General features: G+C 60.0%; 11 protein-coding genes. 4 read left to right on the top strand and 7 right to left on the bottom strand.

The genetic code is table 11. The features are described from left to right. Positions 1-38: 38 nt before the first annotated feature. Positions 39-941, top strand: a complete 903-nt coding sequence (locus ACL9RJ_RS14150) for a LysR substrate-binding domain-containing protein (protein ID WP_422765369.1) — start codon at positions 39-41, stop codon at positions 939-941. On the opposite strand, the gene ACL9RJ_RS14145 is transcribed toward ACL9RJ_RS14150, so the two are convergent. From ACL9RJ_RS14145 to ACL9RJ_RS14125, 5 genes are read right to left on the bottom strand one after another with little or no spacing between them, the layout of a single operon-like run. Then, positions 911-2,755 (bottom strand): dipeptide ABC transporter ATP-binding protein, encoded by a 1,845-nt coding sequence (locus ACL9RJ_RS14145; protein ID WP_178991005.1) that lies wholly within the window; start codon positions 2,753-2,755, stop codon positions 911-913. The genes ACL9RJ_RS14150 and ACL9RJ_RS14145 overlap by 31 nt on opposite strands. Before the next feature lie 11 nt (positions 2,756-2,766). Then, entirely contained in the window at positions 2,767-4,272 is a 1,506-nt protein-coding gene (gene argH / locus ACL9RJ_RS14140; RefSeq protein ID WP_246356534.1) for an argininosuccinate lyase, read from the bottom strand. Positions 4,273-4,278: 6 nt separating this feature from the next. Next, entirely contained in the window at positions 4,279-5,916 is a 1,638-nt protein-coding gene (locus ACL9RJ_RS14135) for an ABC transporter substrate-binding protein (protein WP_422765368.1), read from the bottom strand. A 16-nt stretch (positions 5,917-5,932) separates the two neighbouring features. After that, positions 5,933-6,796, bottom strand: coding sequence for an ABC transporter permease (locus ACL9RJ_RS14130; protein ID WP_422765367.1), 864 nt, complete (start codon positions 6,794-6,796; stop codon positions 5,933-5,935). 7 nt (positions 6,797-6,803) lie between these two features. Then, entirely contained in the window at positions 6,804-7,724 is a 921-nt protein-coding gene (locus ACL9RJ_RS14125) for an ABC transporter permease (protein WP_177106345.1), read from the bottom strand. Between the two features lie 192 nt (positions 7,725-7,916). Between ACL9RJ_RS14125 and ACL9RJ_RS14120 the strand changes: the two genes are divergently transcribed. Next, on the top strand, positions 7,917-8,900 hold the full coding sequence (locus tag ACL9RJ_RS14120) for a LysR substrate-binding domain-containing protein (RefSeq protein WP_422765366.1): 984 nt from the start codon (positions 7,917-7,919) through the stop codon (positions 8,898-8,900). Here the strand turns inward: ACL9RJ_RS14120 and ACL9RJ_RS14115 are convergent. Continuing rightward, positions 8,879-9,871 (bottom strand): MBL fold metallo-hydrolase, encoded by a 993-nt coding sequence (locus ACL9RJ_RS14115; RefSeq protein ID WP_212810888.1) that lies wholly within the window; start codon positions 9,869-9,871, stop codon positions 8,879-8,881. The two genes, ACL9RJ_RS14120 and ACL9RJ_RS14115, sit on opposite strands and share 22 nt — an antisense overlap. Positions 9,872-10,003: 132 nt before the next feature. Next, a complete protein-coding gene (locus ACL9RJ_RS14110; RefSeq protein WP_422765365.1) occupies positions 10,004-10,621 on the bottom strand; it encodes a TetR/AcrR family transcriptional regulator in 618 nt (205 codons plus the stop codon). A 221-nt stretch (positions 10,622-10,842) separates the two neighbouring features. Between ACL9RJ_RS14110 and ACL9RJ_RS14105 the strand changes: the two genes are divergently transcribed. Continuing rightward, positions 10,843-12,363 carry a phytoene desaturase family protein gene (locus ACL9RJ_RS14105; protein WP_178991002.1) on the top strand — a complete coding sequence of 507 codons (1,521 nt, stop codon included), beginning with the start codon at positions 10,843-10,845 and terminating at the stop codon, positions 12,361-12,363. Continuing rightward, positions 12,356-13,519 (top strand): FAD-binding oxidoreductase, encoded by a 1,164-nt coding sequence (locus ACL9RJ_RS14100; protein ID WP_177086167.1) that lies wholly within the window; start codon positions 12,356-12,358, stop codon positions 13,517-13,519. The genes ACL9RJ_RS14105 and ACL9RJ_RS14100 overlap by 8 nt, the downstream gene beginning before the upstream one ends. Positions 13,520-13,533: the final 14 nt, after the last annotated feature.

The following is a 13,533-nucleotide window of genomic DNA, read 5'->3' as shown; positions in this document are numbered from 1 at the left end:
TAGATTTAGCGCACAACTGATCAGTAGGGCTTATCGATATGCTGAAGCATTGGCCTCCCTTGAATGCACTGCGCGGCTTTGAAGCCGCTGCCCGCCTGGGCAGTTTTCACAAGGCGGCCGAAGAGTTGCACCTGACCCAGTCCGCCATCAGCCAGCAGATCCGCAGCCTGGAAACCTTTCTCGAACAGCCGCTGTTTTTCCGTAGCGGCCGCAGCGTCAGCCTGACCGATGCCGGGCATGACCTGCACAGTACGACCCAGTCGATGCTGCAGCAGATGTCCGTCGGGATCCGGCGTCTGGAGCAGTACCGCAAGCCCAACCAACTGGTGGTCAACACCACCCCGGCATTCGCCCGGCACTGGCTGCTGCCGCGGTTGAACGATTTCCACCGGCAGTACCCCGATGTCGATCTCTGGCTGTTCACCAGCTTCGACGCGCCGGACATGGCGACCCAGACCATCGACCTGACGATCCGCGACGACCTCGGCCCGCAGGCCGAATGCAGCTACCGGGAACTGTGCAACGATCGCTTCTACCCGGCCTGTCATCCCGACGTGCTCGCACTGCCGGTGGAGCAGCGCACCACCTTGCATGGCGAGCGGGAAATGGACTGGAGTCACTGGGTAGTGCAGGGCGGCGAGCACGTCGGCCAGCGCAGCAACGGATTGAATTTTTCCGATCCGGGGCTGCTGCTCGACGCGGCGTGCGCGGGCAGTGGCATTGCTCTGGTCAGTCAGTTGCTGGCGGCGAATGCACGGGCCAATGGCCTGTTGACGCCCTTGAGCGAACAGACGGTTCCGGGGCCCGACTGGGTCTGCCTGATTCACCGCGACAGTGAAAAGAGTTCGCTGACCCGAGGCTTCAGCGAGTGGTTGCAGGCGGCTTTCCGAGCCTCGGTCAAAGCACCGGATCACATCAGGGCGGACGACGCCACAAAATGACCGGGCGCCACTTCCAGGTAGTCCATGCCCGGCGCCTGGTAATCGATATCGTAGATCCTGCTGGGCACCGTCTCCTCCATCAGACTGAACGGTTTCCTGGGTACGTCGAGGTCGGCCGAGGGCACTGCACTCAACAACCGTTGGGTGTAGGCGTGGTGAGGATTCTCGAAGATCGAGCGACGCGGACCAATTTCGACGATGCGGCCATGGTACATCACGCCCACCCGATGGCTGACCCGTTCGACCACCGCCAGATCATGGGAGATGAACAGGAATGCAATGCCCATGTCTCGCTGCAGGTCCTGCAGCAGATTGATGACTTGGGCCTGGATGGAGACATCCAGCGCCGAAACCGCTTCGTCGGCGATGATCAGTTTGGGCGAGAGCGTCAGGGCTCGGGCGATACAGATCCGCTGGCGCTGCCCTCCGGAAAACTCGTGGGGATAACGTCCGGCATATTCGGCGGGCAGCCCGACCCGTTCGAGCAGGTCGCGTACTTGCCTGCGGGCTTCCGCGCCGCGGGCGATGCCATGGACATGCAGCGGTTCCAACAGGCTGTCTTCGATCGTCAGGCGTGGATCCAGGGATGCATAGGGATCCTGAAAGACCATCTGAATATCCCGGCGCAGGGTTTTCAGGCCGTGCCTGTTCAACGTGGCCAGGTGCTTGCCGCCGAACATGATATCGCCTCCCTGGATCGGCATGAGGCCGGCAATCGCCCGGGCACTGGTGGACTTGCCGCAGCCGGACTCACCCACCAGCGCCAGCGTTTCGCCCGGATAGATGTCGAAGTCGATGGCTTCGACGGCATGCACGCGACGCCTGACTTTGCCAAGGAGGCCGGCCTTGAGGTCATAGCGGATGGACAACGACTTGACGCTGAGCAGGGGCGGGCTTTCGTAGTCGGGGGCAACCTCATGGGCCGGCACCGAGTCCGCCGGGATCGTGCCAGCCAGGTCGTCGATCAACGGGAATTTCGCCGGCAGATGGGTGCCATTCATCGCACCGATCTTCGGCACGGCGGCCAACAGCGCCTGTGTATAGGGTTGCCGGGGCGCCTGCAGAACTTCCCTCGCGGCGCCGTGTTCGACGGTTTCGCCTTTTTTCATCACCATCACGTGGTCGGCGACCTCGGCCACCACGCCCATGTCGTGGGTGATGAAGATCACGCCCATGGCCAGGCTGTCCTGCAGTTCCCTGATGATGCGCAGAATCTGCGCCTGGACGGTGACGTCCAGCGCGGTGGTCGGTTCGTCGGCGATCAGCAAGGTCGGCTCGCAGACCAGCGACATGGCAATCATCACCCGTTGTCGCATCCCGCCGGAAAGCTCGTGGGGATAGCGATTCATGATCTGCTTCGCATCGGGAATACGTACCAGGTCCAGCATGCGCAGTGCCTGGGCTTGAGCCTCTGCCCGACTGCAGCGCTTGTGCAGGACGATGGCCTCGGTGAGCTGCGAGCAGATCCTGAAGACCGGGTTCAGCGAGGTCATGGGTTCCTGGAAGATCATCGACATGGACGATCCCCGGTGTTGACGCATGACGGACTCGGGGGCGGTGACCAGGTCGATGACCTCGTTGGCGCGGGTCTGCAGGTGCATCGAGCCGGATACGATTCTTCCCCCGGCCCGCTGGATCAGGCCCATCATGGCCATCGAGGTCACGGATTTGCCGGAGCCGGATTCGCCGACGATCGCCAGCGTCTGGCCGCGCCGGACCTCGAAGGACACGTCCCGCACGACAGGCGATGCGTTTGTGGCGGGCCCGAAGGCCACGCTCAGGTTTTCGACGCGAGCTACCAGATTTTCGTTCATGGGGCGCTCCTTCAATCGACGATCCGCGCGACGGCGGTATCCAGGTCAGCGCGGGCGCTGGCGAGCTTCAGCTTGTTCGTGGCCACCCATTCGCAGTCCTGCGCCAGTTCGTCCCTGGCGATCGACAGCAGGCGCTTGACCTCGTCCGGGCCCACCCCGCCCGCGGAGACACGGGTTTCAACGAAGCGGCGCGGGTTCAGGGCGTCGCGGACCTGTGCATCCGTGTACTCGAGCGGCGAACCGATGGTTTCCATCGCGGCCTGGTTCAGCGCCGCACTCGTTACCATGGCAGGCGATACACCGGCGAGCAGGCAGTTGCGGACCAGGCGCGCCACGACATGGTGGACCTGGCGAAAGGAGATGCCTTGCTCTCGAACGATGACATCGGCCAGGTTGCTGGCGGTGCACCAGCTCCCGGAGAGCAGGGTCGCCATCCGGTCCTCATGCACCACCAAGGTTTCGATGATGCCGGTGAAGAGGTCCAGCATCCCTTCGGTGATTGCCAGGGCATCATGGATCAATGGCAGGTCACGCATGGCCTGGTCGCCGGTTCCTTCGGACCTGAACGTCGCCAGCGCCGTGCTGAGCCAGGTCACCGAGCCACCGGCGGCCTTCTTGATGGTTTCCAGGCCGCTGGGGTTTTTCTTCTGCGGGAAAATGCTGCTGGTACCACAGTAGCCGTCGTCGCTCTCGACGGTGGCGAACTCGACGCTCGACCAGATATGCAGGTCCGTGGCGAGGTCATTGAGGTCTGCCATGACGAATGACAGGGCGCCGATGGTCTCCGCCGCGTACCACGCTTCACGGCCCAGCTTGGAGTTCTCGACCAGGCTGTCGAAACCGAGCAGGTGCGTGGTACGAGCGCGATCCAGTGGCCAGGATGTACCGGCCAGGCCCACGGCGCCAAGCGGGTTGCGATTGACCCGGCCGTAAGCGTTGGTCAGGCGGCTGAAGCTGTCGTGCAATCTTGAAGTGAAGCTCAGCAGGTAGTGGCCGAAGACCCAGGGCTGTGCATGCTGCATGTGGGTATAGCCGGGCATGATCGTGTCGCCATGCCGCGCGGCCTTCTCGATCAGTGCCACCTGGAATTCATTGATGCGATCCAGCACGGCAAGAATGCGTTTGCGGTCGTACAGGCGCCGCACCGTTGCCCCCTGGTCGATACGGCTGCGACCGGTGTGCATCTGTCCTGCCGAATCTTCGCCGATCCTGGAGAACAGGTACGACTCGACCTGAAGCAAGAAGCTGCCTTTCTTCACATCGAAGGGAAAGTCCGCGGGCGACAGGTCCCGGATCAGGCGCAGCTCTGCCAGGATGGCTTGTCCCACCGGTTTGGAAAGGATCTGTTGCTCCACCAGCATCACGGTGTGAGCCAGGTCAACCTCGACAAACTCATGGTACTGACGCTTCTCGGTTTCAAGCGCCGGGATATCGTGATGCCTGACCATGCGCTCTGCCGCAGGTGCGCTCAGGCGGGCGTCGGTCAACAAGCTTTCGTTGTCATGTGCAATGGACATTTCAAATCACCGTTCAATAAGTTCTACACGCTTGAAATCAATGGTCCCTTCGTAATCGACATCCAGGCCATTCAAGTCTTTACGCACACCGATAATCTGCTCCTGGTCAAAGAGAGGCAGATTGTCCGGGTCCTGTTCCCAGAGGATCTGTTGTATTTGGCCGTAATAGGACATGCGTTTGTTCGGGTCCAACTCGCGGGAAGCAAGTTGGAGGAGTTTGTCTACATGGGGGTCGCTGTAGCCCGTAAGGTTTTGTGGGTCACCGCTGGACAACTTGCGCCGCAGGCGGATATCGGCATCGGAAATACCGGTGCCCAGTAACCACATGTTTGCCTCATTGCTACCTTTGCCGGTGCCTTTGCCCGTGTTTTTGTCTAAGTCGGGCCGATACAGGTTCTTTTGATACGTGGCCCATTCCCACACCTTGAACTCGGTCTTGAGCCCGACGGCATTGAGATAGCCTTGAACAACTTCGGCGACCTGACGGTCCTTGGTATAACGGCCCGCCGGAGTCCACATGACAATGGTGCCCGGATAACCACCGGGATAGACTTCATTGATAATCTTCCTGGCAGCCTCCGGGTCGTATTTCACCGGCGCAAAGGCACGTCGTGCCTGCGTACCTTCTGGAAAGGGACCGGTAGGAACCTTGCCATATCCAAGCAGCACTTTATCGACCAGCGCCTGACGATCAATGGCCATGCTGACAGCGCGGCGGATACGCGGATCAGCGAATGGCGGCTTCGTCAGGTTCATTTCAAAGAATACCTGGAAGGTGCTGGGTATTCGCAGCAATGTCGACTTGTTGAGCTCCTTGAGTTCGATAGCGGCTTCCGGTGACAAATTTGCCGCGATATCGGCATTTCGGGTCCGCAACTCAATGACGCGTGAGGAGTCTTCCCGCACCGGACGGAATACTATTTTCGATGGTTTTGCGCTTTCGCCATAAAAGGCGATGTTCTTTTCAATAACTGCCTGGTCATTGGGTATCCAACTGTCGAAAACATAAGGGCCAGTACCGACTGGATGATGCCCATAGGCCCGTCCGTATTTTGCAACTGCTGCCGGGCTATTGATCGACGATGATTGTTTCGCCAGCAGTTCCAGCATGGTTGGCGAAGGGCTTTTTGTGGTGATCCTTACCTGGTACGGCGATACCGCCTCTACCGACAGAATGTCCGCATAGTAGGAGCGATGCGGAGAACCCAGCTTGGGGTCGCGAATCCTGTCCAGGTTGAATTTCACGGCATCCGCATTGAAGTCCGTGCCGTCGTGAAACTTCACGCCCTGTTTCAGCACGAATGTCCATTGTTTACCATCTTCGGACCTGGACCATGACTCTGCCAGATCAGGTATGAAGCGGGTACGGTCCTGGCCGTTCCAGGCGATCAAGCGATTAAACAGATGATCAATCACATTGAGCGACGGCACGCTACGGGAAATAGCGGGGTCCAGGGTGTCGATATCCGATCCCTGCACGAAGGTCAGCTGTCCTATTTCCTTGGCGCTGGCAACGGACGGCAAACCTGTCGACAATCCGATGAAGCCCAGAACAGCAAAACCGCGTATGAATACTGTCAGGCGATTCAAGCGACGCATAATCTTTCTCGCTGGATAATTCTTGTGGAAATTCATGACGGCCATGCCATGCCGATCTCGTTTAAGCGTTACGCGATTTCGGGTCTATGTAGTCGCGCAGTGCATCGCCAACAATGTTGAAACTCAGTATTGTCAGGACCAGGGCGAGCCCGGGGGCGAACAGCACATAGGGATGTGTTGTCAGCAAAGGCCGTGACTCGGCGATCATCGAACCCCATTCCGGCGTTGGCGGGGGCGGGCCAAGGCCCAGGAAGCTGAGCCCGGAACCAATGAGGATGGCTTCTGCCAGCGATACGGTGGCCTGGATGATGACCAGCGAACCGATGTTTGGCAGGATATGCACCCGCAGCAGGCGCAGGTCGCCGACACCGATGGATTTCGAGGCCAGTACAAACTCGCGGTTGCGCAGCGCCATTACCGGTCCGGCAAAAAAACGGACGTAGATAGGAATGCTTGAAATGGCGATGGCCAGTGTCAGGCTCAATATGCTGTTGCCCGCAACGGTAATCACCAGGATCGCCACCAGCGTTCTGGGAAATGCGATCATGGAGTCCATGATCCGCATTACCAGGCTGGCGAGGGCATTATTGTAATAACCACAAAATGCACCTGCCGCGATGCCGATAATCATTGCAATAGCCACACTTGAAACTGCGACAGTCAGAGTGATGCGCGCGCCCCAGAGGACTCGCCCCAGCAAATCCCTGCCAAGTTGGTCGGTGCCCAGGAAAGAGTCGGTTCCAGGGCTGATAAGCGACCTGGACAGATTGATCCGGGTAACCGAGTCCCAATCAAACAACAGGGGCGCGCATACTGCGGCGGCCACCATTGCCAGAATTACAATAAATGCACCCAGGGCGAACCAGCGCTTGTGGATTACAAGGAAGCTGATAAAACCCGGCCGACGCTTTTTTGCTGTTGGCATATCAGCCTCAGTTGTAGGTGATGCGAGGGTCGAGGATGCCATATACGAGGTCCACAATTAAGTTGATGATAACTACGGCGGCCGCAAAGACGATGACTGTGCCTTGGACTACATAGATATCCCGGGCCATGATCGCATCAATAAGAAGTCGTCCCATGCCAGGCCAGGCAAATACGGTTTCGACAATGACAGCGCCTCCCAGTAGTCGGCCGAAGTCCATGCCGAAGACCGTAACCAGTGGAATGGCGGCATTGGAAAGTGCGTGTTTCAGAATGACCTTGTAGCCGGGAACACCTTTTGCGTACGCGGTACGGATATAGTCTTCCTTCAACACATCCATCATTGTCGAACGGGCCAGCCTCGAAAACGTTGCGACGTAGGGCAGGCCAAGGGTGACGGCGGGCAGTATCAGGTGCTGCAGTCCACCTCTGCCGGTGGGTGGGAGCCAGCCCAGATTTGCCGAAAATATCAGCATCAATATGAGTCCCAGGAAGAATCCGGGTATTGATATGCCGAGGACGGCAATCGTGGTTAATGAACTGTCCAGCAACCCCCTGGGTTTCAATGCGGCGACAATACCCAGCGGAACACCAATGAGGACAGCAAGCAGCATGCCTGCCGCGGTCAGTTCAATAGTGGCGGGTAGCGTTCTGGCAATACTTTCCAGTACAGGGGTAAAAGTCTGGAATGATTCTCCGAAGTCACCACTGGCAATCTTCTTTACGTAAATGATGTACTGAGTGGCAAGCGGTTGATCGAGGCCGTAGTTCTTCCGTATCTGTGCTATATCTGCTTCCGTTGCATCGGGCCCGGCGGCTAGTTGTGCCGGATCTCCGGGGATGAAATGCATTACCAGGAATATCACAATGGATACTCCCAGTAGCATCGGTAGCAGGAGTAATAACCTGCGTAGGGTATAATTCAGCACGAGTAATCCTCTTTTTATTTTGCGCCAGCGTTGTCCCGCACTTATTGTGGAACACTGCTGTCAGGTAAAACTACGCAACTGAATCATCGCGCTGTCATACAATTATGGCAAACCCGTAACATGTTGGACGCACATAACAAAATGTTATACGCTGGTGGAATAGCGACTTCCAACACCCGGACGAGAGCTGCAATGAAATTGAATCCCCGCCAATTGGAAGCCTTTCGAACGGTCATGCTCACGGGTAGCATGACCATCGCAGCTGAAGCGCTACAGATAACTCAACCGGCTGTCAGCCGGCTTATCCGCGATCTTGAAATAGTCCTTTCTCTTCGATTGTTTCGCCGCGAAGGCAATCGCCTCATTCCCGGTGCGGAAGCACAGGTCCTGTATGCGGAAGTCGACAAGTTCTATCAGGGAATCGAGCGAATCGAGCGTGTCGCCGAGGACCTGGCAACGCTGCGCACGGGCACGTTGAGAATAGCGTCGATGAGCACTTTGGGGCTGAGCGTGGTGGCTGAAGGGGTGTGCCGTTTCGCTCGAAAACACCCGGACGTCAGAACGTCCCTGGATGTGCGCAACTCGCTGGGCATCCTGGAGCTGACATCGGCCAACCAGATCGATATCGGCTTCGTCCAGATCCCGACTGGAGACTATCCAGGTATCCAGGTGGTGCCGCTGCCGCACGTCAGCGCGGTGTGTGTGATGCCGGTTGACGATGTACTGGCCTCTGGAGATGTCGTCACGCTGGATGACTTGCACGGCCGTCGCTTGATAACGCTGAATACGAACAATCCGTTGCAGCGACGCATCACGTCGGCGATGGAGGCCCGCGGTGTGGCAGGTAGTTCCTCCGTGGAAACCACGGCGGCCCACGCGGCCTGCGGTATGGTTGCGGGGGGACTTGGACTGACGATCTGCGATCCGTTCACGGCGTCCTACTCGAAGTACCCGGGCATTACCTTCAGAAAACTCGATCAGGACATACCCTTCGAGATTTCCATGGTGTTTCCCGGCCACCAGCAACGCTCGCAGTTGACGGCGGATTTCATGCGGGTAATGGAAGGCATCTTCAAGTCGGAGTTCATTTCCATGATTCCCCGCGAGGCCTATCAGGCGGGCCTGGTCGACGTGGCGATCGGGCCGCCTGCGGGTCACTTCAATTCGGTCGAGTAGTTCACCGGCACCCATTGCCACGAGGTGCCGCGAGAGCGCAGATGGCCGAGGCCGGGGAACGAGATGTGTGCCGCCCCGACCAGCGCGCCTTCTTTTGCCGCCAGGGTGAACACCGTCTCGCGGGCCGCTGAGGCGGCTTTCTTGTCCGTGTCAAAGCCGATGGTCACCGACGGATCGGCGAACTGTATCGCGCCGGCATGGACAAGATCGCCAGCGACGATCAGCTTCTGGCCTTTGCTCTCGACGATATAGCTGGTGTGGCCCACGGTATGGCCATAGCTGGACCAGGCCTTGAAGCCCGGCAGGATTTCCCCGCTGCCCTGGAACGGCTGGAATTTTCCGCTGGCGATATACGGGGTGAGCGAGGCCATTGCGTCCCTCACGAATTCCGGCACGAAGCTCTTGGCATCGGCCGAGGCATGATCCAGCGTGGCCTTGGAGAGCCAGTAATCGGCGTCGTGCTGATCGGCGTGGATCGTTGCGTTGGCGAACACCACGGCACCGTTGGCGACGAGGCCGCCGACATGGTCCGGGTGCATATGGGTAATGAGCACGTCATCGACCTGATCCGGTGTGTAGCCGGCGGCCTTCAGGTTGGCGACCAGCTTGCCCAGCGTCGGCCCGAAGAACGCGCCGGCGCCGGTATCGATCAGGACGAGCTTCGTGCCAGTGTTGACGAGGTAGGCGTTGGTCGAGGTTTCGGTCGGTACGCCGAGAAAGGCCTTGTGCAGCGCTGCGGTGGTCTTTGCGGCGGGCTCGCTGAGCAGCTTGTCGAAGGGCGCGTCGATGGTGCCGTCGTTCAGCGCGGTGATCTCGAAGTCGCCCAGCATGATGCGGTAGAAGCCAGGTGCCTGGGTCTTGACCTGGGGCGCGGCGGCAAGGGCCTCAGTCGGGGCGACGAGGGTGCCGAGCGCCAGTGCGGTAGTCAGTACGGTGTAGTGCAGGATGCGGGGAGCGGTGATCTTGAGCATGGCAGGAGACCTTCAGTTCGAAACGAAGGCATCCTATTGAGGCGAATTTTATTGTTGAAATCGATTCTTCATATGCCAGGCATAAGTGGCGTGAGTACCTGCCAGGGAGTGACAGGTTGTGCCCGGTCAGATTCATCGTTTCAACTGGAAAAGCTGCTCGAGCCCTTGCAGCGTGCTGTCGACAAAACGCTCGTCGCTGGTCCCGGCGGGGAAGTGCAGCACGTTGTGGATGACCAGCGAGGCCAGGCCATGGATGTAGGACCAGCTGGCGAGTGAGGCCCGACGCACTTCGGCGCTGTCGACCTCGCAGTCGAGCAGCTCGGCGATGATGCGCTTGAGTTCGCCGAAGGCCTCCTCGCGCGCGCTGCGCAGTTGCGGGATCATCCCGCCGTCGGCGAACTCAGGACCGAACATCAGTTGGTAGAGCGCCGGATTTTTCCGGGCGAAACCGAAGTAGGCCAGGGTAGCGTTGCGCAGCCGTTGCTTGCCGGCGCTCTGCGCATCCTTGATGACCAATGTACGGCCCAGTTCGTGGAAGCCCTGGGCCGCCAGGTGACCGATCAGTTCGCCGCGATTGGCGTAGTGGTGATAAGCCGCGGTGGCGCTCACGCCGACCCTTTCCGATACCGCCCTGAGCGACAGCCTGGTCGGTCCCACTTCTTCGAGCATCTCCCGCGCAGTGGCCAGCAACTGCGGAGCCAGATTGCCCACATGGTAGGTTTCGCGTGTACGGGGAGGTGTCTTGGTCATCGGTGCGGGTGCGTCATCAGGGCCTGTAACAGACGGGAATCCTAACATGGGGAAGTATCTTGACAGTGTAAAGATATGCCCTTAACTTGCGCTCCATGACAAGGCCGGAAGGGATCATCCTCGGACCAACAGTCCGAAAAGCGCCGCGCACGGAAGTGCGGTGGCCGCTGCAGGCCGGTTTTTCCAGCTGAATCTTATCGGTGATAAGTTTGAGGTGAATCATGAAGCACTATGACGCCGTGGTAATTGGCGCCGGCAACGCCGGATTGACGGCGGCGACGGCCCTGCAGCGTGGCGGTTGCCGGACGCTGTTGCTCGAACGCCACAATATTCCCGGTGGTTGCGCGACGTCCTTTGTGCGCGGCGACTTCGAATTCGAGGTGGCCCTGCACCAGCTCAGCGGCCTGGGGACCCCGGACAAGCCGTTCATCATGCGCCAGTTGTTCGAGAAGCTGGGGGTGATGGACAAGGTGGCGTTCGTGCAGGAACACGCGTTGTACCGGCTGGTGGTGCCCGGCGAAATCGATATCACCCTGCCGGCGAGCTGGTCGGGCATACGGCGCACGCTGCAGCAGTTGTTCCCGGCCGAGGGCGAGGCTATCGAGCGGTTCCTGCTGGTCTGCGAAAAGGTCACCGTGGAGAGTTTCACCACCTTGCCCCAGGCACGCCGCTCCAACAGTGAAGCGGCGCTCAAGTCGATGTGTCCGTACTTCGTCGAGTATGGCTTTCGGCCGCTGAAGGAGGTGCTCGACGAGTTCTTCGATGACGCCAGGCTCAAGAGCGTCCTGGCGACCTACTGGCTCTACCTCGGCGTGCCGCCGAGCATGCTGCCGTTTTCCGATGTGGCGGCGATGATCTACGCCTATGCGGTGTTCAAGCCCTGGCATATCAAGGGCGGTTCCCAGGCGATGTCCACCGCGCTGGTGGAGTCGTTCCTGGAAGCGGGTGGCGAAGTGCGCTTCAACTGTGCCGTGGAGCGGATCATCACCGCTGAGGGGCGGGTCCGGGGTGTGCGCCTGGAGGGCGGTGAAACCGTCACCTGCGCCGCCGTGGTGTCCAACGCCAGCCCGCTGGTGACCTTCCACGAACTGCTGGATCTCGACCAGCCGCCACCGAGCGTCCAGCAGGATTTCCGCTCCCGGCGCATGGGCACTTCCGCCTTCGTGATCTACCTGGGGCTGGATTGCACGCCACAGGAACTGGGCGTGGAGACGGCATCCAGTTTTATCTACGAGACCCTCGACGAGGAGGCGATCCACCAGCGCATGGGCAGCCTGGAGCCGCCGTTGGGCGGCATGCTCACCTGCTACAACCTCGAGGACCCCGATGCCGCGCCCGCCGGGAAAAGCCAGGTGGTGCTGGTGTGCCTGCAATACGGCGAGGTCTGGAAGTCGGTTCCGCCGCAGCGTTATGCGCAGACCAAGTATGCCTTCGCCGAGAAGCTGATCGGAGTGATCGAGAAGGTCTACCCGAAGGTGCGCCAGTACATCGAGGAAGTTGAAGTGGCCACGCCGCTGACCATGATGCGCTACCTCAACACCCCCGGCGGCGCCATCTACGGTTTCCAGCAGAGCACCCAGGATTCGCCGCTGCTGCGCGAGCGCCTGGATGCGGTGCCGGGGCTTTATATCGCCGGCTCGTGGACTTCCATGGGCGGTTTCCAGCCGACCTACATGGCGGGCGAGTCCACCGCCAGGGCGGTGCTCAAGCAGTTGAAAGTCAAGGAGGTGCGGCATGTCTGAACAGAACCTGATGGACCTGGTCGCCGGCTACCGCGAGGCCCGGCAGGCCAAGCAGGCCCTGGAACAGAGCGGAAGCGACTTCTACGAAATCAGGGGCGAAGTCGGCAACATGGTCGTCCAGTTGCATCCGAAACGCCTGCAACTGGAGGTCGCTGAAATCATCGAGGAGACCTCCAGCACCCGCACGCTGCGGGTGGTCGCCGTCGATCGCAAGGTTCTGCCGCCGTTCCTGGCCGGCCAGTACATCAACCTGTTCGTGGACATCGACGGTGTCGCGACAGCCCGGCCCTATGCGATTTCCTCGCCGCCCTCGCAGCAGGGCTACTACGACCTGACAGTGAAGCGGGCGAGGGATGGTTATGTCTCCAACTACCTGCTGGACCGGGTGGTGGTGGGTCAGCGGCTGCTCAGTTCCGGGCCCATGGGTACGTTTCATCACAACCCGCTTTACCATGGCGATGACCTGGTGTTCCTCGCCGGTGGTTCCGGCTCCGCGCCGGCCCGCAGCATCCTGCAGGATCTGCTCGACCGTGGCCTGGCGCATCGCTTCCATCTTGTCTATGTGAACAGCCATCTTGACGATGTGATTTTCGACGAGGCGTTTCGTGCCCTGGCCCGGCGTCACGAGCACTTCACTCTCTCCCAGGTGATCTCCCGTCCGCCGGCCGATTACCGGGGCCATGCGGGGCGGCTGAACGAGACGTTGCTGCAGGCACTGCTGGGCGACCTCGGCGACAAGATGTTCTACATCTGCGGTCCGACGCCGTTCAACGACCACTGCATCGAGCTGCTCACGGCGCTGGGCGTCAAGCGTCGGCGCATCCGGGTCGAGGCCAACGGTGCGCCCAAGGCACCGCACGAGCAACCCGGCTGGCCGGAAGGCGTAACACTGGACGATGAAGTGCTGGTGACCGTGCAAGGTCGTGGCGCTTTCAAGAGCCGGGTGGGAGAGCCGTTGCTCAATGCCCTGGAGCGCAACGGCTATTTCGCCGAGAACGCCTGTCGTTCCGGTGAATGCAGCCTGTGTCGGGTCAAGCTGGTGTCCGGGTCGGTGTTCAACCCCCGGGAGGCGCACCTGCGCAAGTCCGATCGTGATTTCGACTGGTTCTATTCCTGCGTGGCGTTTCCCACCGCCGATATCGAGATCCTTCTCTAGCTCAGCGGTGAGTT

Origin of the sequence: Pseudomonas sp. Mn2068, assembly GCF_049319725.1 — a bacterium.
Classification (GTDB): domain Bacteria; phylum Pseudomonadota; class Gammaproteobacteria; order Pseudomonadales; family Pseudomonadaceae; genus Aquipseudomonas; species Aquipseudomonas gingeri.
Note: the sequence above shows the minus strand (reverse complement) of the source record. Positions and strands in the feature narration are given on the sequence as shown.

Bases quoted from the DNA above. Each gene is read 5' to 3' on its own strand.
- ACL9RJ_RS14150 (WP_422765369.1), top strand. From the start codon at position 39: ATGCTGAAGCATTGGCCTCCCTTGAATGCACTGCGCGGCTTTGAAGCC.
- ACL9RJ_RS14145 (WP_178991005.1), bottom strand. From the start codon at position 2,755: ATGAACGAAAATCTGGTAGCTCGCGTCGAAAACCTGAGCGTGGCCTTC.
- argH (WP_246356534.1), bottom strand. From the start codon at position 4,272: ATGTCCATTGCACATGACAACGAAAGCTTGTTGACCGACGCCCGCCTG.
- ACL9RJ_RS14135 (WP_422765368.1), bottom strand. From the start codon at position 5,916: ATGGCCGTCATGAATTTCCACAAGAATTATCCAGCGAGAAAGATTATG.
- ACL9RJ_RS14130 (WP_422765367.1), bottom strand. From the start codon at position 6,796: ATGCCAACAGCAAAAAAGCGTCGGCCGGGTTTTATCAGCTTCCTTGTA.
- ACL9RJ_RS14120 (WP_422765366.1), top strand. From the start codon at position 7,917: ATGAAATTGAATCCCCGCCAATTGGAAGCCTTTCGAACGGTCATGCTC.
- ACL9RJ_RS14115 (WP_212810888.1), bottom strand. From the start codon at position 9,871: ATGCTCAAGATCACCGCTCCCCGCATCCTGCACTACACCGTACTGACT.
- ACL9RJ_RS14110 (WP_422765365.1), bottom strand. From the start codon at position 10,621: ATGACCAAGACACCTCCCCGTACACGCGAAACCTACCATGTGGGCAAT.
- ACL9RJ_RS14105 (WP_178991002.1), top strand. From the start codon at position 10,843: ATGAAGCACTATGACGCCGTGGTAATTGGCGCCGGCAACGCCGGATTG.
- ACL9RJ_RS14100 (WP_177086167.1), top strand. From the start codon at position 12,356: ATGTCTGAACAGAACCTGATGGACCTGGTCGCCGGCTACCGCGAGGCC.